A 22,982-nucleotide genomic window follows, 5' to 3' on the forward strand; every position below is an offset into this window, starting at 1 on the left:
TGGATAACTTCGATATGTATAAACTTGCTAAAGTATTGATTGTTGTGTCAATTTTAATGTTAATTGCAGGTGTAATATATTTATTTATTGCATTATAGGGTATAACAATTAGTGAGTGAGCAAAAGTAGTGACCAACGAATTTTAATTTGCTATACTCCATTTATATTAAACAGAAATACTAGGAGGAAATTATATTATGGCTATTATTAAAGGAACTGATACAAACTTTGAAGAAAACATTAAAGAAGGCGTAACATTAGTAGACTTCTGGGCACCTTGGTGTGGACCTTGTAAAATGATTGCACCAGTATTAGAAGATTTAGCGAAAGACGTTGAAGGTAAAGCAAACATTGTTAAAGTTGATGTTGACGAGAACCAGGAAACAGCTGCTAAATTTGAAGTGATGAGTATCCCAACGCTTATCGTATTCAAAGACGGTCAAGCAGTTGATAAAGTTGTTGGTTTCCAACCAAAAGAACAATTACAAGCTGTTTTAGAAAAACATTACTAAGATTTAGCGCATTAATATATTAAGAGTGAAATCTTTTGATTTTGCTCTTTTTATTTTGTTGTGTTTTACTATTTGTAAGTAAAGAAATGTGGTGAACGTAATGGAAGATTATGAATTAAATATTAAACGTAAATTAGCGGTGCTGCCGAATGAACCAGGTTGTTATCAGATGAAAGATAAGAATGGCCAAGTCATCTATGTCGGTAAAGCAAAAAATTTACGTAACCGTGTCCGCTCATATTTTTCAGGTGCACATGATGAAAAAACGACTCGTCTCGTGTTGGAAATACGTGATTTTGAATTCATTGTGACGAATACAGAAATTGAATCATTATTATTAGAGCTGACACTTATCAAGAAGTTTTATCCACGATTTAATATTTTGTTAAAGGATGATAAAAGTTATCCTTTTATTAAAATTACGAACGAGAAACACCCGAGATTGTTAGTTACGCGTACGGTTAAAAAGAATAGTGGTAAATATTTTGGACCTTATCCGAACGCATATGCCGCTCATGAAACTAAAAAATTATTAGACCGTATTATTCCACTACGTAAATGTAATCATCTGCCGGATAAATTATGTTTATATTATCATATCGGACAATGTTTAGGACCATGTGTCTATAATGTTGAAGAACAGCAGTATCGCCATTACATTCAGGTTGTGACGGATTTTTTAAATGGTCAGGATACAGAAATTATTGATGACTTACGCGCAAAGATGAATGAACGTGCTGAAAATCTTCAGTTTGAAGAAGCAAAAGAATATCGAGACTTAATCTCTCATGTTGAGTCACTTATGTTTAAGCAAAAGATGATGACGAGTGATATGACTACAAGAGACGTTTTCGGATATGCGGTTGACAAAGGATGGATGTGCATACAGGTATTCTTTATTCGCCAAGGTAATCTCATTGAAAGAAAGGTGACGATGATTCCGTTGATTGATGATTCAAAGTCACATTTTTACAATTTTATCGGACAGTTTTATGGTTTAGCCGAAAATTTATTGCCAGCAGAAGTGCATGTACCTACTGGACTGGATGTAAATATGATTAAGTCTGTTGTAGATACAAAAGTCATTCAACCTCAGCGTGGTAAGAAAAAAGAGATGGTCGATCTTGCAGTTAAAAATGCGAAGATTGCTTTGTCAAATAAGTTCGAGATCATTGAACGTGACGAAGAAAGAACTGTAAAAGCGATCGAAGAACTTGGTAATGCAATGGGCATTGAAACACCAGTCCGTATTGAAGCATTTGATAACTCAAATATTCAAGGTGTCGATCCAGTAGCTGCAATGGTGTGTTTTGTTGATGGTAAACCAAGTAAACGAGATTATAGAAAATATAAAATTAAGACTGTAACAGGACCAGATGATTATGAAAGTATGCGAGAAGTCGTTCGTCGCCGCTATTCACGCGTGCTAAGAGAAAATTTACCCTTACCAGACTTAATCGTTGTTGATGGTGGTAAAGGGCATATGAGCAGTGTTATCGATGTGCTTGTTAACGAATTAAATCTGGATATTCCAGTTGCAGGTTTAAAGAAGAATGACAAACATATGACTGCTGAATTACTATACGGTGAAGACTTTGATATCATTCCATTAAATAAAAAGAGTCAAAGCTTCTACTTACTACAACGTATTCAGGATGAAGTCCATCGATTTGCGATTACCTTCCATAGAAACACACGTAGAAAAACAGGTTTATCTTCACAACTAGATGCGATTGAAGGTATAGGTCCTAAGAGAAAATTAATGCTAATGAAACATTTCGGTTCAGTGCGTCGTATTAAAGAAGCATCCATTGAAGAAATAAATCAAATCGGAGTGCCTATTAAACTAGCAACTGAAATACACAATACCTTAAATGCAGAACAGGAAAAAGTTGAACATCAAAGTGAATAATAAAGAATAATAAAGAATAATATTAAATTAAAATGTTTGTGAAATTACTTAATTGAGAATCATTTTCATGCTCCACAGCACGTTAAAGAGTGGTACAATGATGATGAAAATTAAATTTCACAAACTTTTTTTATACGAAATTGTAATCGGTTTCTTGATTTACCGTTTGAACAGGCGTATTATTGAATTTGTGAATTTACTTAAAAAGATGTGTAGGGGGGACTTCACTTGGCAAGCTCAGAAAAATCATTTGCATTACGTAGGTTACATTCTTTACTTGGTGTGATTCCATTAGGTGTATTCTTAATCCAGCACTTAGTGATCAACCACTTTGCAGTAAATAGTCCGGAAGCTTTTAATAATGCTTCAGACTTTATGTGGAATTTACCATTTAAGATTGTATTAGAAACACTTGTTATTTATTTACCAATTTTATTCCATGCAATCTATGGTGTGTATATCGCATTTACTTCTAAAAATAATGTGACTCATTATTCGACATTCAGAAACTGGATGTTCTTGTTACAACGTATTACAGGTATTATCGCTTTTATCTTTATCGCGATTCACGTTTGGCAGACACGTGTTCAGGCAGCATTAGGACATCACATTAATTACGATATGATGGCAGATTTATTCAATAGTCCGATTAATGTTATCGGATACGTTATCGGTATTGTAAGTGTTATCTTCCACTTCTCAAATGGATTATGGTCATTTGCAGTAAGTTGGGGTATTACACAGTCAGATCGTTCACAAAAAATTATGGCTTATGTGTCATTAGGTGCATTTTTAGTCATTACTTTCATCGGATTACGCGCGTTATTTGCATTTATGTAGGATAAGAAATTTAGGGGAGTGACAATATAATGGCAAAAAGTAATATTATTGTTGTCGGCGGTGGATTAGCCGGATTAATGGCAACAATTAAAGCAGCAGAGGCAGGTACAAGTGTTGATCTTTTCTCATTAGTACCCGTTAAACGTTCTCACTCAGTGTGTGCACAAGGCGGTATTAATGGTGCAGTAAATACGAAAGGTGAAGGTGACTCACCTTTAATTCACTTTGATGATACAGTATATGGTGGAGATTTCTTAGCAAACCAACCACCTGTTAAAGCGATGACAGCAGCAGCGCCTGGTATCATCCATTTATTAGACCGTATGGGTGTTATGTTCAACAGAACACCAGAAGGATTACTTGATTTCCGTCGTTTCGGTGGAACGTTATATCACCGTACAGCATTCGCTGGTGCGACAACAGGACAACAATTACTATATGCATTAGATGAGCAGGTACGTAAATTTGAAGTTGAAGGTTTAGTTACGAAGTATGAAGGATGGGAATTCTTGGGCGCAGTTATTGATGACGAAGGCGCTGCACGTGGTATCGTTGCTCAAAACTTAACGACTTCTGAAATTAAATCATTTGGTTCAGATGCAGTGATTATGGCAACAGGTGGCCCTGGTATTATCTTTGGTAAGTCTACAAACTCTATGATTAATACAGGATCTGCAGCTTCTGTTGTATATCAACAAGGTGCAATCTATGCCAATGGTGAATTCATTCAAATTCACCCGACAGCAATCCCTGGCGATGATAAATTACGTTTAATGAGTGAATCAGCACGTGGAGAAGGTGGACGTGTCTGGACATATAAAGACGGTAAACCTTGGTACTTCTTAGAAGAGAAATATCCTGACTATGGTAACTTAGTACCTCGTGATATCGCAACGCGTGAAATCTTTGACGTGTGTGTGAACCAAAAATTAGGTATCAATGGCGAGAACATGGTATACCTTGATTTAAGTCATAAAGATGCGCATGAATTAGACGTTAAATTAGGTGGAATCATCGAAATTTACGAAAAGTTCACTGGTGATGATCCGCGTAAAGTACCGATGAAGATTTTCCCTGCGGTACATTATTCAATGGGTGGAATCTGGGTAGATTACGATCAGATGACGAACATTCCAGGTTTATTTGCAGCAGGTGAATGTGATTACTCTCAACACGGTGGTAACCGTCTAGGAGCGAACTCTTTATTATCTGCAATCTACGGCGGTATGGTAGCAGGACCAAATGCTATTAAATATATTAAAGCGCTAGATAAATCTTATACAGATTTACCGGATGATATTTATACGCGTAAAGTTGAAGAAGAGCAACGCCGTTTCGATGCTTTATTAAATATGAAAGGTTCTGAGAATGCATATAAACTGCATAAAGAACTTGGTGAAATTATGACAGCTAACGTAACAGTTGTACGTCATAATGACCGATTATTAGAAACAGATAAGAAAATTGTAGAATTAATGGAACGTTACCATGATATTGATATGGAAGACACTGCGTTATGGAGCAACCAGGCAGTATTCTTTACACGTCAATTATGGAACATGTTAGTGTTAGCACGTGTTATGACAATCGGTGCGTATAATCGTAATGAATCACGTGGTGCACATTACAAACCTGAATTCCCTGAACGTAATGACGAAGAGTGGTTAAAAACTACGATGGCTAAGTTTAAAGGCGCTAAAGAAGCACCTGAATTCTACTATGAGCCAGTTGATGTTAGCTTAATCCCACCACGTGTACGTGACTACTCTAAGAAGTCAAAAGGAGGTAAATAATCATGGCAGAAAAAACGATTAAACTGATCATTACACGTCAAAAAGATCAAAATTCTAAGCCTTATGATGAAACCTTTGTGATTCCTTACCGTCCAAATATGAACGTTATTGCTGCGTTGATGGAAATTCAAAGAAACCCAGTAAATGAACGTGGTGAAAAAACGACACCTGTAACATGGGATATGAACTGTCTTGAAGAAGTTTGTGGCGCATGTTCAATGGTAGTCAATGGAAAAGCACGTCAATCTTGTTCAACAATTATTGATACATTAGAGCAACCAATTCGTTTAGCACCTATGGCAACATTCCCTGTTATTCGTGACCTACAAGTTGATCGTACGAAAATGTTCGATAACTTAAAGTGTGTTAAAGCATGGGTTCCAATTGATGGAACATATGACTTAGGACCAGGACCACGTATGCCAGAGAAGAAACGTCAGACAGCATATGAATTATCTAAATGTATGACGTGTGGTGTATGTTTAGAAGTATGTCCGAACGTGAATGCAAATTCTAAATTTATGGGTGCACAACCTATTTCACAAGTACGTTTATTCAACCTACATCCAACTGGAAGCATGAATAAAGATGAAAGAATTCATGCATTAATGGAAGAAGGCGGATTAGCAGAATGTGGTAACTCACAAAACTGTGTAAGAAGTTGTCCAAAAGGCATTCCTTTAACAACATCAATCGCTGCGATGAACCGTGAAGCAACATTCCAGATGTTCAAATCGTTCTTTGGATCGGATCATCAGGTTAACTAAGAGGCTATCGAACTTGCGTTTAGCCCTTATAAAAGGTTTTGAGATTCTACTATCTCAAAACCTTTTTTTATTTGCACATTATTTGATATGATAAGTTTAAAGGTGAATAGAGGTGTAGCGCAGTGGATCAATCGATCGTCACATTAGAATATGAGTTAAGAAGGCTAGCTGAAATTATTAAAAATGAAGGCCGTAGTGAACTAAAAAAACATGAAATTACAGAAACGCAGTTTATTGCAATTCAGTGGATTAAAGAAGCAAGTCCTTTAAATATCGGAACACTTGCAAAACACATGAATTTAGCGATTTCATCCACTTCTGAACTTGTTGACGCGCTTAGTAACAATGGATTTGCAGAGCGTGTGAAACAAACTGATGATAAACGTAAAGTAAGTATACAACTTACTGAAAAAGGTGAATCAGTAATTGAAGCGGTTATCATCAAAAGACAAAAATTTTTGAAGAAGATTGTAGAAGAGAGTATGATTGATACAATACCGATATTTAAGGAACAAATACATAAGTTGTACAGTGCAACAGAAGAAGGTGGAAAGTAGTGTCAGCTCCAATTGGTGTAATTGATTCTGGCGTAGGTGGTTTGACAGTTGCTAAAGAAATTATGCGTCAGCTGCCAAATGAATCAATTTGTTATTTAGGTGATGTCAGTCGTTGTCCTTATGGACCAAGACCACCTGAACAAGTGAAAGATTTTACAATTCAGCTTGCTGAATTTCTATTAACGAAACATATTAAGATGCTCGTAATTGCTTGCAATACTGCAACTGCTGTTGCATTGGAACCTTTGCAGAAAATGCTCTCAATTCCTGTAATCGGTGTAATAGAACCAGGCGCACGTACGGCAATCATGACGACAACAAACAATCAAGTACTTGTATTAGGTACTGAAGGTACCATTAAATCTGAGGCCTATCGTGATAAGATTAAATCCATCAATCCTAAAATAGATGTCAATGGTGTAAGTTGTCCGGATTTTGTGCCTTTAGTTGAGCAGGTAAGATATAAAGATCCTACAATATCAAATATCGTTATCCATAAAACTTTACGCGACTGGCGTCATGATAAGAGTGATACAGTCATTTTAGGATGTACACACTATCCATTATTACAGGATTATATTGAAAAGTATTTTGAAGGTGAAAAGAAAGTAATTTCATCTGGATTAGAAACGGCCAGAGAAGTAAGTGCATTACTTACATTTAGTCAGGAACATGCGAAATATAATGAAACGCCACATCATGAATTTTATGTTAATGGACCAACAGAGAAATTTTCCCGTATCGCTAAAGAATGGTTAAACGATGAAAGCTTAAAAATACAATCAATACACTTGGAGGATATATGAAAGATATCGTAATCGCAACAGGTAATCAAGGAAAAATCAATGATTTTAAACATATCTTTAAAGACTATAATGTTATAGGTATTAAAAGTTTGATTCCAAACTTCGATGTAGAAGAAACGGGAACAACATTTGAAGAAAATGCTGCGTTAAAGTCAGAATACGGAGCAAAAATGTTAAATAAAATTGTTATTAGTGATGACTCAGGATTAGAAGTTGATGCACTTGATAATGCACCTGGCGTATATTCAGCACGTTATTCGGGAGAAGATGCGACTGATGAGAAGAATCTTGAGCTTGTGCTTAAAAATATGCAGGATAAAGATAATCGTCAGGCAAGATTTGTATGTGTGATTGCAGTCAGTATTCCAGGTAAAGAGACACGCACTTTCCGTGGTGAAGTAGAAGGAGAATTACTACATGAACCTAAAGGGGAAAATGGATTTGGTTATGATCCGATATTTTATGTAGAAAGTAAAGGTAAGACGACAGCAGAAATGACTGGAGAAGAAAAGGCACAGATTTCACATAGAGGTAAAGCAATACAAAAAATGCTGGATTCTGGCATAATCGAGGAGGCGTAATAATGAAGTGGGTTGTTGTGAGTGATAATCATTCTATGAAAAATATATTAACCGATATTGTATCAATTCATGATGATGCAGACGTCTATATTCATCTTGGTGATTCAGAATTTGATTATAATGATGCTGAATTAAAGCCTTATATTAAAATAAAAGGAAACTGTGATTACGGAAAAGATTTTTATGATACATTTGAATTACAGCAAAAAGATATTAATGCATTTTTAACGCATGGACATCTTTATCAAGTTGGTAATGGGCGTGAACGTTTAGCCAGTGTTGCACGTGATGCAGATTGTCAAATCGCTTTATATGGTCATCTGCATGTTAAACGTGTTGAACTAGTTGAAGGTGTAGTATGTATTAATCCAGGCTCTATTGCACAGTCAAGAAGTCAGGAAGAAGAAACATACGCTGTTCTAACTTTTGATGAAAGTGATAAGATGGTAACTTTCTATAATCAGCAGCATGATATTGTTGGTAAAGAGATATTAATTTTTTAGAGTGTCAATTGAACGATAAAAATTAAGATAACAGTGATGCTATCTTAATTTTTATTGTTAAATTAGAATAAATGTGTAAATATACTTTATTTATTATGGTTATCAATTAATTTCCTTACCAAATGTTATTGACTTTATAGTCAGAAGTTGATTATAATTAATCTTGTCTTAAAAAATTAAGTCCTGGTAGCTCAGCTGGATAGAGCAACGGCCTTCTAAGCCGTCGGTCGGGGGTTCGAATCCCTCCCAGGACGCTAAAAAACCGCTAATTCATTTTAGCGGTTTTCTTTTTGTATTTTTTTAAATACATTACTGATAGTATCTTCAAAAATGATGGCATCTTCCCTTACAGATCGCAGTGGTGTTTTATTGATTACAATGAGATATTTGCCATGAAACAAATCTACAAATCCTGCTGCAGGATAAACTGATAGAGAAGTTCCGGCAACGATCAGCATATCTGCTGAATTGATTGCCTGAATCGCACTTTCTATCGTATTAGTATCTAGCGCTTCTTCATACATAACGATGTCTGGTCTTACAATACCTCCATCTTTAGGGCATCTTGGAATGCCTGTTTCATCTAATGTCAATTCATTAAGTGAATAATTTTGATTGCATTCAATACAAGAGTTATTGATTACTGTGCCGTGTAATTCAAGTACTTTTGATGAACCTGCGAGTTGGTGTAATCCATCGATATTTTGAGTGACGACAGTTACGTCTTTACCGTTATCTTCAAGTGTTCGAAGGAAAGTATGTGCAAGGTTCGGCTGTGCATCTGGATATACAAGTTTGTCGAAGTGGAAATCAAAGTAATGCTTTGGATATCGTTTAAAGAATGAATGAGAAATAATTTGTTCAGGTGAAAATTCTGAATTAGTTTCCTGCATAAATATTCCATTAGCAGATCTGAAGTCTGGTATGCCACTTTCAGTCGATACGCCAGCTCCTCCGAAGAATACGATTTTCTAACTATCAAGTAATGCTTGTTTAAATTGTTGGATACGCATTATTCTTCTCCTTTCATCAATATAATAAGTTTATCATGACGCGTCATTGTGCTCAATTTTGCAACTTTGTATGAATTCAGATATAATCAACATTTGTGAGTTTAGTAATCGTTTCGAATTGTTATCTCATTATAATAAGCTTAAATATATTTGAGTTAGCATAGAAATTTGGTTAAAATTTAACTAAGACAGATTTAAGGAGTATTGTATGAATAAATTTGATGAACAAATAATAGTGGTGAATCGTGAAACCATCTTTAATCATGAGAAAAATCATTTTAATGGCTTTATTTCTATAGAAAATCAAAAGGCGTTAGAAATTTATGAAACACTATCTAAATACGAAGTGAAACGTCGCGGTGATATGGAAGAGGATCCTTCATATAAGCAATTGATTTCATATTGTATCCTAGAAAATGAAAACGATGAGATATTAGTATATGAACGTTTAACAGGTGGTGGTGAAGCGCGTCTTCATGGGTTAAGCTCAATTGGTATCGGCGGTCATATGAATCAGCTAGATGATACTCAGATTGAAGGGGTGTTACTAGATAATGCTGCACGTGAATTAGAAGAAGAAGTAGGCGTTAAAGATGTTAACCCGCTAAATTTAAATTTAATCGGTTTTATTAACGATGATGACAATGAAGTTGGCCGTGTACATATCGGTTTAGTATTTAAACTAAAAGTTAAAGCGTCTGAAGTTTATGTGAATGAAACAGATACTTTAAAGATAGAATGGAAACCGGAAAATACTTTAATGCAAGTTGATGAATATGAATCATGGTCACGTATTATCATAGAATCTATATATAATGTAGGTCATTAGTATGTCTGATATTATTATCTTTCCGAAGTTGCAAGGAAATTTAATGAAACAGATAAAAGCAGCAATGAAGCGTGCAGATTATGAAACAGCATATGATTTATTCAATGATTATGAAAAGCATTTCGAGTTAACTGAAGACGAGCATCTTATAAAACTGGATTGTCTTTATCAGTTAGAGAGTTTCCTTGAATTACGTGAAGAATCTAGTATATTGCTTAATCAAGGACATTACGCATATTCAACAATTGTTCCGTATTTTATAGAAAGTTTATTAAAATTGAAACAATATAAAACGGTGATTGAGTTAATTGAAGGGCTGCGTAGTGAAGATGTTGATCACAAACTGGTAGTGTCACTTATGCCTTTTTATGATGAGGCAAATCATCAGTTGAATAAAAGAAATGATGCACATTTAAAGTTTATACAGACTTTTAAAGATAATGATTACAATAAACAGCTTGAATTGATTATGGAGTTGATAGAATCTGAAGATTTTCGATTCCAGATGAGCTTTGTTCAGCTATTAGAATATAATGAAATACATCCTGTAATTAGCAGTATGATGATAGAGTATTTATTATTATCGAACTTTAAAGGTGAAGTGAAATTTACAAAGCTCAATATCGATACTAGAATCAATGTTTCGAATTTAAACACGATGGTCCATTCATCATTCATGTCTGAAGTAGTTGAAGAAGTTAAAGCATACTATGAGAACAATAGTCCGAACATCGTTGATGTTATTGTAGAAACGATGAAGTTACACAATACTGTAATGCATCCAATTCACTATCAGACATTCTTTAATAGCGCTACTCAAACTGTTGTGGATGCTTATATTGCAATGTTTAATAGACTATTTAATATTGAAGACAGTGCGATAGATTTGTCTTATACACAATTTGAAGATATAATTGAAGCTATTAATTTACTAGAAAATTATAATCTGATACATGAATAAAAACATGTTAGATACATAGATAGATGTAAGTATTATCATGGCATTGATAAAAAAATATAAAAAATGATATTATAGTTTGTAATTTCAGCTAAAAATGTTGAAGCAAGATTGTTATATGCTATAATTAATGAGTTGAAAAAATTTTAGAAAAACGTGGAGGAATTACACATGTCAGCAAAATGGGAAAAACAAGAAGGTAATGAAGGATTATTAACAGTAACAGTTCCTGAAGAGGAAGTTAAAGCTGGATTAGATAAAGCATTCGCTAAAGTTGTTAAACAAGTTAACGTACCAGGTTTCCGTAAAGGAAAAATGCCTCGTCAAATGTTCGAACAACGTTTCGGTGTTGAATCTTTATTCCAGGATGCATTAGATATCATCTTACCGGATGCATATGCTAACGCAATCGATGAAGTAGGTATTAACCCTGTAGATCGTCCTGAAATTGATGTAGAACAAATGGAAAAAGGTAAAGAATTAATCTTTACTGCTAAAGTTACTGTAGAACCAGAAGTTGAATTAGGTGATTACAAAGGTCTTGAAGTTGAAAAATTTGAGACTGAAGTAACTGAAGAAGAATTAAATGAAGCAATCAATGCTGATTTAGCACGTAAAGCTGAATTAGTTGTTAAAGAAGAAGGCGAAGTTGCTGAAGGCGATGTTGTTAACTTAGACTTTGATGGTTATGTTAATGATGAAGCATTCGAAGGTGGAAAAGCTGAAGGATACGATTTAGAAATCGGTTCAGGTCAATTTATTCCTGGTTTCGAAGAGCAATTAGTTGGAACTAAAGTTGGCGACGAAAAAGACGTTAACGTTACATTCCCTGAAGAATACCATGCTGAAGAATTAGCTGGTAAAGAAGCAGTATTTAAAGTAAAAATCAACGAAGTTAAATCTAAAGAAGTACCTGAATTAGATGATGAAATGGCTAAAGAATTAGATGAGTCAGTTGATTCAGTTGATGCTTATAAAACTAAATATAAAGCAGATTTAGAAGAACAAAAGAAATTACAAGCTGAAAACGATACGAAAGAAAGCTTAGTAATGCAAGCAGTTGAAAATGCTAAAGTAGATATCCCTGAAGCAATGATCAACACAGAATTAGATCGTATGATGCAAGAATTTGAACAACGTATTGCACAACAAGGTTTAAATTTAGAATTATACTTCCAGTTCTCAGGTCAAACTGAAGAGCAATTAAAAGAGAGCATGAAAGTTGATGCTGAACAACGTGTTAAAACGAACTTAACTTTAGCTGCGATTGCTAATGCTGAAAATATTGAAGTAAGCGATGCAGATGTTGATGCAGAACTTACAAAAATGAGTGAGCAGTTCGGTATGTCAGTTGAAGATATTAAAGCTGCATTAGGTAATGGAGCAATCTTAAAAGACGATCTTCGTATCCAAAAAGCAATTGACGTTTTAGTTTCTGAATCTAAAACTAAATAATAAGTAGTATTGTATATAGTTTAACTATCAATATAATCAGAAACCGAACAAACCGTAAAATCGCTTTTGATTTTTAAGTTTGTTCGGTTTTGTTATGATAATGATTAATTTAAATTATAGATAAATAAAAAGCAGATGATTTTCGAATTAAAAGTTTGCAAACAACAGGAAACTTTAGTATATTCTTTAAAAGATAGGGGTGTTAAGTGTGTCTAAATTTAATGAAGAAGAGAACTTAAAATGCTCATTCTGTGGTAAGGATCAAGATCAGGTTAAGAAACTTGTAGCAGGCAGTGGTGTATACATTTGTAACGAATGTATCGAATTATGTTCAGAAATCGTTGCTGAAGAACTTAAAACGATTGAACATGAAGAAATCACTGAAATTCCTAAACCACATGAAATGTTAGCTTTATTAGATGAATATGTAATTGGTCAGACAAAAGCGAAAAAAGCGCTGTCTGTTGCAGTATATAATCATTATAAACGTATTTTTAAACCGATGGATGAAGAAGAGGTTGAATTACAAAAAAGTAATATCGCTTTAATTGGTCCAACGGGTTCAGGTAAAACGTTATTAGCACAAACTTTAGCACGTTCATTAAACGTTCCATTTGCAATTGCAGATGCAACAAGTTTAACTGAAGCGGGTTATGTAGGTGAAGACGTTGAAAACATTTTGCTCCGTTTAATTCAAGCGGCTGATTTTGATATTGAACGTGCTGAAAAAGGGATTATCTATGTCGATGAAATCGATAAGATTGCCCGTAAATCAGAAAATACATCGATTACGCGCGATGTAAGTGGTGAAGGTGTACAACAAGCGTTACTTAAAATTTTAGAAGGTACTGTTGCAAGTGTTCCGCCACAAGGTGGTAGAAAACACCCAAACCAGGAATTTATTCAGATTGATACGACGAATATTCTATTTATTTTAGGTGGCGCGTTTGATGGTATTGATGAAGTGATTAAACGTCGTCTTGGTGAAAAAGTTATTGGATTTACCGGAATTAAAGAGAAAGATTTTGATGATGCGACGCTTTTATCACAAATTAAACCAGAAGATTTACAAAGCTATGGGTTAATACCTGAATTTATCGGTCGTATTCCTGTAGTCGCTAACCTTGAACAACTTGATGTTGAAGCGCTGAAAAGTATTTTGACACAACCTAAGAATGCCTTGGTTAAGCAATATACTAAAATGCTTGCTTTAGATGAAGTTGAATTAGAGTTTACTGAGGAAGCTTTAACAGCGATCAGCCAGTTAGCAATTGAAAGGAAAACAGGTGCGCGTGGATTACGTTCAATTATTGAAGAGTCCATGATGGACGTTATGTTCGATATTCCTTCACTAGAAAATGTTAAACGCGTTGTTATTACAGAAGCTGCAATAAAAGATGATGTTGCGCCAGAAATGTATGATGCAGATGATAAATTAATTAATGATATTGTAACTTCAGCATAAAACCTGCCGTATGGTGGGTTTTTTACTATTTATAAAACAATTATCATATATTTATTAAAAAATCGTGTATAATAGTAAGACGTAAATGAAGAACAGGAGAAAGTCATGAATATAAATCCAAATAATGTAGAAATATTAATCAGCGCAGTAAAACCTGAACAGTATCCAGATACAGGTTTACCGGAAGTTGCTTTAGCTGGACGTTCGAATGTTGGTAAATCATCTTTTATAAATACGATGATTGGCCGTAAGAGTATGGCACGTATCTCTTCGAAGCCAGGTAAGACACAAACATTAAATTTCTTTAAGATTGATGACCAATTAGTCTTTGTCGATGTACCTGGATATGGGTATGCAAAAGTTTCTAAAACAGAGCGTGAACGTTGGGGAAAGATGATTGAGACATATATTACGACCCGTGAGTCTTTAGCGGTAGTTATTCAACTTGTTGATATACGTCATAATCCTAGTGAAGATGACAGATTAATGTACGACTTTTTAAAACATTATGATATACCAACAATCGTTATCGCTACGAAAGAAGATAAAATTCCTAAAGGAAAAGTTCAGAAACATCTTAAGGTGATTAAACAAGATTTGGATATGGATCCAGATGATACACTTATTAGTTATTCTTCATTAAGTAATGCCAAGAATGATTTAATCCTTAATGCAATTGAGAAGTACTTAAAATAATTTGTGAATTTTTAGTGACGAATATTTATATTTTGTAAATAAAACATAAAAGAAATGTTAGTATAGAAGTAATGGCAAAAAATTGGGGGCGGAATACATGCATATCGTTGTTGTGAGTGTGAATCACAAAACAGCTGATGTGAGTTTGAGGGAGAAACTTACATTTTCAGATGAAACGATTGAACGTGCACATAGTGCACTTATTAATCAAAAATCAGTGTTAGAAGGTGTAATCCTATCCACATGTAATAGAACAGAAATCTATGCTGTCGTTGATCAGGTGCATACAGGTAGATATTATATAAAATCATTTTTATCTGAATGGTTTGATGTGGATATAGACATCGTTAAATCAGTAACAGATGTAAAAGTTGGACATGCTGCAATTTACCATCTATTTAAAGTAATTACAGGGCTAGATTCAATTGTACTAGGTGAAACTCAAATTTTAGGTCAAATGAGAGATAGTTTCTTACTTGCTCAAACAGAAGGTACAACAGGTACGATTTTTAATCGTTTATTCAAAGATGCAATTACGCTTGCAAAGAAAGCACATGCTGAAACTGATATTTCTTCAAAAGCAGTATCCGTTTCGTATGCAGCAGTTGAATTATCTAAGAAAGTCTTAGGCACGTTAGAAAATAAAAAAATCTTAATCATTGGTGCCGGAGAAATGGCTGAGCTTGCATTAGAGAACTTAGTAGGTTCTGGTGCAGCGGAGATTACCGTAATTAATCGTACAGCAGAAAAAGCAATCTCTCTTGCAGATAAATACGGTGGGAGTCAAAAATCTATGGATGAATTACAATGTGCATTAATTGAAAATGATATTGTTATTTCTTCTACAAGTGCTCAGGATTTTATTATTACGAAACCGATGATGTATGATTTAATGAAGATGCGTAATAATCGTTCAATCGTATTAATTGATATTGCAGTGCCACGTGACATTGATCCTGCTGTGAATGATATTGATCTTATCTTTAACTACGACGTTGATGATCTTAAAGGATTAGTGGATGCAAATTTAGCTGAGCGTCAAAAAGCAGCAAATATCATCGAGACGATGATAGATACACAAGTCGAAGATTTTATTGCCTGGATTAATATGCTAGGTGTTGTACCAGTTATTACTGCATTACGTGAAAAAGCATTACGTATTCAGGAAACAACGATGGAAAGTATTGATCGTAAAATGCCGGACTTAACAGATCGTGAAAGAAAAGTAATTTCTAAACATATGAAGAGTATCATCAATCAAATGTTAAAAGACCCAATTTCACAGGCAAAAGAAATTAGTGGTTCTGAAAATAGAGAAGCAGAACTTCAGTTTTTCCAGGATATCTTTAATATTTCAAATGAAGTTGAAAGTTTAAATCAAAATGTAACGATGGTACATCGTACGGAAGAGAGCTTTACGTTAAGTCCTAAACATTAGGTGATAAAATGAATGAATTATTATTAATGCGTTTACATGAAGCAATACTTATTCTATACATGATAAGTATTGCTTGTTATTTCTTTGACTTTGTAGAGAAGTCCCCCCGACTTAAACGTTATGGATATTTATTATTACTTAGCGTATTTGTTTTACAGTCAATTTCAATTATCTTGTTTATTTTTATAGTGGGGCGGATTCCTATAGAAACGATCAATGAAGGTTTCTATTTTTTTACGTGGCTCATAATTTTGATATCATTAATATTATCTAAGGTAATTCGAACAGAGTTTTTTATCTTTTTGATGAATTTAATAGGATTCGTATTTATGATGATTCATACGTTTCAACCTTTAAATCTTTCTACTGGAACAACTGTTTCACATATGATGAATGAACTATTGTGGATACATGTTACACTTGCAATAGTTTCTTATGTTATGTTTTTAATAGCTGCTTTGCATGCCGTGTTATACTTAATACAAATGCACCAATTAAAACAAAAGAAATTTAATCATAAATTTTTCAGAATAAGTGATCTAGAAAGTTTGAGTCGATTTGTACAAATATTCTCGATAATTGGCTGCGTTATGTTAATGATTTCATTAATATTAGGCATTTACTGGGGAATTACTTTTGAAGGGAAATCCATCTGGACGGACTCTAAAGTGTTAGGTTCACTGTTACTACTTATCGGTTATTCCGTATATATATATTTACATCAAAAAAACAAGTTGATGATGCATAGATTGATGGATTTTAATATCGTGTTATTCTTATTATTACTCATTAATTATTTAATCATTTCTCGTTTTTCAGGATTCCACCAGTTATTCTATTAATATTTGGAGGCTAATATGAAAAAATTTATCGTTGGTTCTAGAAGAAGTCAGCTTGCACTTACTCAAAGCAAGCAGTTTATCGCTAAACTTAAAGAAAAGAATCCAGGCGTTGAAATAGAAATTAAAGAGATTGTGACTAAAGGCGACCAGATTGTTAATGTGCAATTATCTAAAGTTGGTGGAAAAGGATTGTTCGTTAAAGAAATTGAAGCTGCGCTTTATAATAAAGAAATTGATTTTGCGATTCATTCTTTAAAAGATGTACCAAGTGTGTTGCCAGAAGGGCTCACATTAGGTTGTATTCCAGATAGAGAAGATTCACGAGATGCATTTATTTCTAAAGGACACGTTAAGTTATCTGACTTAAAAGAAGGTGCAATTGTAGGGACATCGTCTTTACGTCGTGGCGCTCAAATTTTAAATTTATACCCACATCTTAATATAGAATGGATTCGTGGAAATATTGATACACGACTTAAAAAGCTTGAAACTGAAAACTTTGATGCCATTATATTAGCTGCGGCTGGACTTAACCGTATGGGTTGGGGTGAAGATATTGTAACAGAATATCTTGATCCTGAAACAATGCTTCCAGCTATTGGGCAAGGCGCTTTAGGGATTGAATGTCGTATTGATGATTTAGAGACGCTTTCATTACTTGCTACCGTTCACAACAGTGAAACTGAAGTATGCACACAGGCAGAGCGCGAATTTTTAAAACTTATGGATGGCAGCTGTCAAGTACCGATTGCGGGACATGCAGTAATGTCTAATGATGAAATTACTTTTACCGGTCTGATTATGTCTACTGACGGTAAAGAGAAATATAAAGTAACTGAATCAGGTACTGACCCTGTAGCATTAGGTGCGAAAGTAGCTGATGCCATGCAACGAAATGGTGCACAGAAGATTATCGAAACTTTAAATAATACGCCAAAATCAAATTAGAGGATGGTAACCATGAAGCCAATTGTATTGATGACAGATAGTAAATTGTATAAGGATGAGCGCGTTGAAATTATTCACCTACCGTTTATTGGTGTTGAACCTCTTCCTGTACAACCTACACGTCACCACTATGATTGGCTTATTTTTACGAGTAAAAATGCAGTAGAAATCTTTTTTAAACTGTATGCTCATGTTACTTTTGAAAATATCGCTGCGATAGGAATAAAAACAAAAGAACATATTGAACATTACAATCATAAAGTAGCATTTATGCCGTCTCAATTTAATCAGGAAAGTTTCATCGATGAAATGGATAATATATTTTGTCACAGTACAGTGTGTTTACCTATTTCAACAGAAGCGAGACCGAAAATGTATGAAGCATTGAAATCTTTGGCGGATGTCGATAGAATTGATTTATACAGACCTGTAAAAATTGATGAAAATATTAATTCAGCATTACAATTGATGCGAACACAGCAGGTAGACTGGATAACTTTCATGTCACCATCTAGTGTTAGTGCGTTTGGTAAACAGAAATTAGAACAGTATATATCTGTTATGGCGATTGGCCATGTCACGAGCAGTGCATTAAATCAATTAAATATTGAGCATTATGTAAGTCAGTTTGAAACGAAGAAGAGTATGATTGATACTATATTGAATATAGAAAACAAGAGAAAAGGTGGATTATAATGAATTTTGATAGACATAGACGTTTACGTTCTTCAATTAATATGCGAAATATGGTAAGAGAAACGAGTATTGCGAAGAGAGATTTAATCTATCCAATATTCGTCGTTGAAAAAGACGATGTAAAAAATGAGATTACATCAATGCCGGGGATTTACCAGTGGAGTTTAAATATTGTTGAAGAAGAAATTAAAAATGCATATGATTCAGGAATTCGTGCAATTATGTTTTTTGGCATCCCGAATCATAAAGACGAATGTGGTACAGGCGCATTTGATGATGATGGTGTTATTCAGAAGGCAACACGTTTAGCGAAGTCATTATATCCGGATTTACTCGTATTAGCAGATACTTGTTTATGTGAATATACAGACCATGGTCATTGTGGTGTGCTAGATGATCATACACATGACGTCATCAATGATGAAACGTTACCCCTTCTTGTTAAAACAGCAGTTTCTCAAGCGAAAGCGGGCGCAGATATTATTGCTCCAAGTAATATGATGGATGGATTTGTTGCAGAAATTCGTAAAGGTTTAGATGAAGCTGGCTTTATTAATATTCCGATTATGAGCTACGGTATTAAATATGCGTCAGCATTTTACGGTCCATTCCGTGATGCAGCTGAGAGTGCGCCAAGTCATGGTGATAGAAAGACATATCAAATGGATCCGGCAAATCGCCTTGAAGCACTACGTGAGCTACAAAGTGATGAAAAAGAAGGTTGCGACATGATGATTATTAAACCAGCTTTAAGTTATTTAGATATTATTCGTGATGTACGTAATAATAGTAATCTTCCGATTGTTGCATATAATGTCAGCGGAGAATATTCAATGACAAAAGCTGCTGCAGCAAATGGCTGGATAGATGAAGAACGCGTTGTAATGGAACAGATGCTTTCAATGAAACGTGCTGGTGCAGATATGATTATTACTTATTTTGCGAAAGACATTTGTAATTACATCGATAAAGGAGAATACTAATATGAATTTTAATAAATCACATGATGCATTCAAGTCAGCTATAGAATTAATGCCTGGAGGCGTTAACAGTCCAGTGCGTGCATTTAAAAGTGTGGATATGGATCCAATATTTATGGATCACGGTAAAGGTTCAAAAATATATGATATCGACGGCAATGAGTATATCGATTATGTATTAAGCTGGGGACCGTTAATTTTAGGTCATGCTGATGAAAAAGTTACGGATGAACTTCAAAAAGCTATCTTGAAAGGTAGTAGTTTTGGTGCACCTACAACACTGGAAAATGAAATGGCAAAACTTGTGATTGAACGTGTGCCGTCAGTTGAGATGGTTCGTATGGTATCAAGTGGGACAGAAGCAACCCTCGCTGCACTTCGTTTAGCACGCGGATATACCGGAAAAAATAAAATATTAAAGTTTATCGGATGTTATCACGGACATAGTGATTCATTATTGATTAAAGCAGGATCTGGTGTAGCAACGCTTGGATTACCTGACTCACCAGGTGTGCCTAAAGGAACTGCTGAGAACACGATTACAGTCCATTATAATGACCTGGACGCAGTACAAGTTGCATTTGAAAAGTATGGTGATGATATTGCTTGTATTATCGTAGAACCTGTTGCAGGGAATATGGGCGTCGTGCCACCAGTCGAAGGCTTCTTACAAGGTTTACGTGATATTACGACACAATACGAAGCATTACTTATCTTTGATGAAGTGATGACAGGTTTTAGAGTAGATTATAATTGTGCACAAGGATACTTCGGTGTGACACCTGATTTAACGTGTCTTGGAAAAGTTATAGGTGGAGGACTGCCTGTTGGGGCTTTTGGTGGTAAACGTGAAATTATGGAGAACATCGCTCCAGCCGGTAGTATTTATCAGGCGGGAACGTTAAGCGGTAATCCTTTAGCTATGACAGGTGGATATTATACTTTAAACCAATTAACTAAGGAGAGCTATGTGCACTTTAATCAATTAGGTGATCAGTTAGAAAAAGGATTATATGAGGTGTTTAATAAACATAACGTACCGATTACTGTAAATAGAGCAGGCAGTATGATTGGTTACTTCCTGAACGATGAAAAAGTGACGAACTTTGAAATTGCTGCTCAATCAGATTTGAAATTATTTGCAGCGATGTACAAGGAAATGGCGAATAATGGCGTGTTCTTACCACCTTCACAATTTGAGGGGATGTTTATGTCTACACAACATAGTAGCGATGATATTGATAAGACGTTAAATGCATTTGATATGTCCTTATCTAAAGTCAAAAAATAAAAAATTAAATACGAAAATTTAAATATAAATATTTTTGAAAAGGAACAATGATCGATTGTATGTGATTATTGTTCCTTTTTTATTATTATTGTAATTTGAAAGAATATAGTACAATATATTTTATTGAATATATTGAAAATTTCTTTCGAACACTGTCTGCTACAAATTAAAAATGAAAAAAAGCATCGCGTTATGCATTGATAATAAAGGTTTTTAGGCACTTTTTGAATTTTTTTCGAGCAAAAATGTTTATAACTATGTTTTTAAGGTTATCTTACTTATGTAATTAATTTTCAATTACATAAAAACAATTTGTGGAGGTAGTTATCATGTCAAACAATAGAAACGATAATAACAGAAATAATCAAGACAGAGATGTAATTTATAATTCAGAAACTGATCGTAACAAAACGCGCGTTACGCATCAGGCAGACGGCGACACTTACAAAGATGGCCGTAAAGTTCGTGAAGGTGAACATCATGATAAGGTCGTAGTTGAAGAACATGACCGTGTACGTCATGATCACATTGAACGTGAACCTAAGAAGAAAAGCCCATGGGCATGGTTAATTCCATTATTATTATTATTAATTGCAATTCCATTATTAATGAACCTTTGCAACAATGATAATGATGATAAAGACAAAACAGATACAGAAACAACTACTGAAGAAAAAGCAACGACAGAAGAAGAAACTACTGAAGAAGTAGAAACTACTGAAGATGCTACAACTGAAGAAGCTTCAATCAAAAAGTTTGATCTTGCAACAATCACAAACTTTGATTTAGCTGCTTAATATAATTAATTGACAGGACTCGATATGAGTCCTGTTTTTTTGTTATAAGCAATTTATATGTATTTTTTTTTATTCTTCTATATATTAATAGTAACAAATGTTATTTTATCGTATTAAATTTGATGGAAGTGTTTTTTATGAGTTATTTATTATTATTTTTAATCAGTATTACTTTTAGTCTCATATTAGCTCAGATAGGTATGATACTACCATGGTTATTTGGTCCGATTTTAGCTACGATAATGCTCAGGAAATTTACCGCCTTAACATATAGGTGGCCAAAGTGGCTTGGTGATATCGGATTATATATTCTTGGCGCGCAAATTGGTGTATCTTTTACGAAAGAAATTTTTGTAGATATTGCTAATGATTTTTGGTCTGTCATATTTTTAAGTTTAATGATTATTCTTTGTGCTGTTGTTATTTCATTTTTATTTAAACGCATTGTTAATTGTACAACGGAGACTGCTTTACTGGCGTCCATTCCAGGTGCATTAAATCAAATGATCGTAATGGCAGAAGACAATAAAAATGCCAACATCTTAGTAGTAACACTTGCACAAACGTCTCGTTTATTGTTCGTAATTATGATTGTACCGTTTATTTCTAGTATGACTTCAGACAATCATGAACGTTATCAAATTGATAAAGCAAAGCAGTTATTTGAAGTTGTATCGCTTGATCAAATTGTTATGATTGTTGCGATGATTGCGGCAGGTATATATATTTTAAAGCTTATCCATTTTCCTGTGCCAGATATGTTAGGTCCGACAGTTGCCATTTTAATCTGGAATTTAAGTACGGGATTAAATTTTACTGTTCCGATGCCATTGATAAACTTTGCACAATTATTGTTTGGTGTACGTATTGGATTGCAAATGTATGATTTATCTAGTCAGATAAATAAAAGATTGTTTATAGGGATTTTTGTACAAAATATACTGCTTATCATTTGCGCTATTGTTTTGAGTATCGTTATCAATATTTTTACGGATCATAATTTTAACGATGTTTTCTTAAGTGCAGCACCAGGTGGGATGGCACAGATAATCGTGGTCGCTCTTGAGACAGGGGCAAATGTTGCGATGATATCAAGCTATCATATTTTTAGGATTTTTCTTATTTTATTAATTGTAGCGCCAATGATGTCCTGGTATTTAACGCATAGACTGAATAGTGATATAGGCAGTGCTGATTGACAGTTAAATGATAATCTTATACAATATGTTTAACTAAATATTCCTACAGGAAGAGTAGTTAGATGGATATCCAAGAGAGTGCATGGCTGGTGGAAATGCATATT

Annotated in this window: 23 protein-coding genes, 1 tRNA gene and 1 other annotated feature (1 of these 25 only partly in view); of the genes, 23 read left to right on the forward strand and 1 reads right to left on the reverse strand. The window is 34.3% G+C overall.

Annotated elements, in window-relative coordinates; all coding sequences use genetic code 11:
- Positions 1-197: 197 nt before the first annotated feature.
- The 10 genes from trxA to JJJ02_RS01740 all read left to right on the forward strand — a co-directional run bounded on the left by trxA (position 198) and on the right by JJJ02_RS01740 (position 8,525).
- A complete protein-coding gene (gene trxA, locus JJJ02_RS01695; RefSeq protein WP_096076221.1) occupies positions 198-512 on the forward strand; it encodes a thioredoxin in 315 nt (104 codons plus the stop codon).
- Positions 513-612: 100 nt separating this feature from the next.
- Complete coding sequence (uvrC, locus tag JJJ02_RS01700; protein ID WP_240837061.1) at positions 613-2,424, forward strand: excinuclease ABC subunit UvrC; 1,812 nt, start codon at positions 613-615, stop codon at positions 2,422-2,424.
- Positions 2,425-2,652: 228 nt separating this feature from the next.
- Positions 2,653-3,264, forward strand: a complete 612-nt coding sequence (locus JJJ02_RS01705) for a succinate dehydrogenase cytochrome b558 subunit (RefSeq protein WP_096076223.1) — start codon at positions 2,653-2,655, stop codon at positions 3,262-3,264.
- Between the two features lie 29 nt (positions 3,265-3,293).
- The gene (gene sdhA, locus JJJ02_RS01710) at positions 3,294-5,057 is read left to right on the forward strand and encodes a succinate dehydrogenase flavoprotein subunit (protein WP_133424076.1); all 1,764 of its coding nucleotides are present in this window, start codon (positions 3,294-3,296) and stop codon (positions 5,055-5,057) included.
- 2 nt (positions 5,058-5,059) lie between these two features.
- Positions 5,060-5,824, forward strand: a complete 765-nt coding sequence (sdhB, locus tag JJJ02_RS01715; RefSeq protein WP_240837062.1) for a succinate dehydrogenase iron-sulfur subunit — start codon at positions 5,060-5,062, stop codon at positions 5,822-5,824.
- A 122-nt stretch (positions 5,825-5,946) separates the two neighbouring features.
- On the forward strand, positions 5,947-6,381 hold the full coding sequence (locus JJJ02_RS01720) for a MarR family winged helix-turn-helix transcriptional regulator (protein WP_111715347.1): 435 nt from the start codon (positions 5,947-5,949) through the stop codon (positions 6,379-6,381).
- Positions 6,381-7,187 carry a glutamate racemase gene (gene racE, locus JJJ02_RS01725; RefSeq protein ID WP_099580030.1) on the forward strand — a complete coding sequence of 269 codons (807 nt, stop codon included), beginning with the start codon at positions 6,381-6,383 and terminating at the stop codon, positions 7,185-7,187. The genes JJJ02_RS01720 and racE overlap by 1 nt, the downstream gene beginning before the upstream one ends.
- On the forward strand, positions 7,184-7,768 hold the full coding sequence (locus tag JJJ02_RS01730; protein WP_240837063.1) for an XTP/dITP diphosphatase: 585 nt from the start codon (positions 7,184-7,186) through the stop codon (positions 7,766-7,768). The genes racE and JJJ02_RS01730 overlap by 4 nt, the downstream gene beginning before the upstream one ends.
- A gap of 2 nt (positions 7,769-7,770) precedes the next feature.
- The gene (locus JJJ02_RS01735; protein WP_111715344.1) at positions 7,771-8,271 is read left to right on the forward strand and encodes a YfcE family phosphodiesterase; all 501 of its coding nucleotides are present in this window, start codon (positions 7,771-7,773) and stop codon (positions 8,269-8,271) included.
- Positions 8,272-8,451: 180 nt separating this feature from the next.
- Positions 8,452-8,525: transfer RNA gene (locus JJJ02_RS01740), tRNA-Arg, on the forward strand.
- 21 nt (positions 8,526-8,546) lie between these two features.
- Here the strand turns inward: JJJ02_RS01740 and JJJ02_RS01745 are convergent.
- Positions 8,547-9,239, reverse strand: a complete 693-nt coding sequence (locus JJJ02_RS01745) for an NAD-dependent protein deacylase (RefSeq protein ID WP_396614713.1) — start codon at positions 9,237-9,239, stop codon at positions 8,547-8,549.
- A 253-nt stretch (positions 9,240-9,492) separates the two neighbouring features.
- On the opposite strand from JJJ02_RS01745, the gene JJJ02_RS01750 reads away from it, so the two are divergent.
- The 13 genes from JJJ02_RS01750 (at position 9,493) to JJJ02_RS01810 (ending at position 22,878) form a co-directional block, all read left to right on the forward strand.
- The gene (locus JJJ02_RS01750) at positions 9,493-10,113 is read left to right on the forward strand and encodes an NUDIX domain-containing protein (protein WP_111715341.1); all 621 of its coding nucleotides are present in this window, start codon (positions 9,493-9,495) and stop codon (positions 10,111-10,113) included.
- Between the two features lies 1 nt (position 10,114).
- Complete coding sequence (locus tag JJJ02_RS01755; protein WP_240837064.1) at positions 10,115-11,074, forward strand: hypothetical protein; 960 nt, start codon at positions 10,115-10,117, stop codon at positions 11,072-11,074.
- Positions 11,075-11,242: 168 nt separating this feature from the next.
- The gene (gene tig / locus JJJ02_RS01760) at positions 11,243-12,526 is read left to right on the forward strand and encodes a trigger factor (protein WP_240837065.1); all 1,284 of its coding nucleotides are present in this window, start codon (positions 11,243-11,245) and stop codon (positions 12,524-12,526) included.
- Between the two features lie 208 nt (positions 12,527-12,734).
- Positions 12,735-13,991, forward strand: coding sequence for an ATP-dependent Clp protease ATP-binding subunit ClpX (clpX, locus tag JJJ02_RS01765; RefSeq protein ID WP_240837066.1), 1,257 nt, complete (start codon positions 12,735-12,737; stop codon positions 13,989-13,991).
- A 105-nt stretch (positions 13,992-14,096) separates the two neighbouring features.
- Entirely contained in the window at positions 14,097-14,687 is a 591-nt protein-coding gene (gene yihA / locus JJJ02_RS01770) for a ribosome biogenesis GTP-binding protein YihA/YsxC (RefSeq protein WP_099580046.1), read from the forward strand.
- 97 nt (positions 14,688-14,784) lie between these two features.
- A complete protein-coding gene (gene hemA, locus JJJ02_RS01775; RefSeq protein WP_111715334.1) occupies positions 14,785-16,125 on the forward strand; it encodes a glutamyl-tRNA reductase in 1,341 nt (446 codons plus the stop codon).
- An 8-nt stretch (positions 16,126-16,133) separates the two neighbouring features.
- Entirely contained in the window at positions 16,134-16,967 is an 834-nt protein-coding gene (ccsA, locus tag JJJ02_RS01780; RefSeq protein WP_240837067.1) for a cytochrome c biogenesis protein CcsA, read from the forward strand.
- A gap of 15 nt (positions 16,968-16,982) precedes the next feature.
- A complete protein-coding gene (hemC, locus tag JJJ02_RS01785) occupies positions 16,983-17,915 on the forward strand; it encodes a hydroxymethylbilane synthase (RefSeq protein WP_240837068.1) in 933 nt (310 codons plus the stop codon).
- Positions 17,916-17,927: 12 nt separating this feature from the next.
- Positions 17,928-18,611, forward strand: a complete 684-nt coding sequence (locus JJJ02_RS01790) for a uroporphyrinogen-III synthase (RefSeq protein WP_239242833.1) — start codon at positions 17,928-17,930, stop codon at positions 18,609-18,611.
- The gene (hemB, locus tag JJJ02_RS01795) at positions 18,611-19,594 is read left to right on the forward strand and encodes a porphobilinogen synthase (RefSeq protein ID WP_111715329.1); all 984 of its coding nucleotides are present in this window, start codon (positions 18,611-18,613) and stop codon (positions 19,592-19,594) included. Before JJJ02_RS01790 ends, hemB begins: the two co-directional genes overlap by 1 nt.
- A 1-nt stretch (position 19,595) precedes the next feature.
- On the forward strand, positions 19,596-20,882 hold the full coding sequence (gene hemL / locus JJJ02_RS01800; protein WP_239242832.1) for a glutamate-1-semialdehyde 2,1-aminomutase: 1,287 nt from the start codon (positions 19,596-19,598) through the stop codon (positions 20,880-20,882).
- A gap of 329 nt (positions 20,883-21,211) precedes the next feature.
- Positions 21,212-21,679 carry a hypothetical protein gene (locus JJJ02_RS01805; RefSeq protein ID WP_240837069.1) on the forward strand — a complete coding sequence of 156 codons (468 nt, stop codon included), beginning with the start codon at positions 21,212-21,214 and terminating at the stop codon, positions 21,677-21,679.
- 137 nt (positions 21,680-21,816) lie between these two features.
- Entirely contained in the window at positions 21,817-22,878 is a 1,062-nt protein-coding gene (locus tag JJJ02_RS01810) for an AbrB family transcriptional regulator (RefSeq protein ID WP_239242830.1), read from the forward strand.
- A 32-nt stretch (positions 22,879-22,910) separates the two neighbouring features.
- Positions 22,911-22,982 (forward strand) — a binding site (T-box leader); it runs 132 nt beyond the window's last position.

The sequence above is a fragment of the Macrococcus sp. PK genome, from assembly GCF_022501545.1.
GTDB classification, from domain to species: domain Bacteria; phylum Bacillota; class Bacilli; order Staphylococcales; family Staphylococcaceae; genus Macrococcoides; species Macrococcoides epidermidis.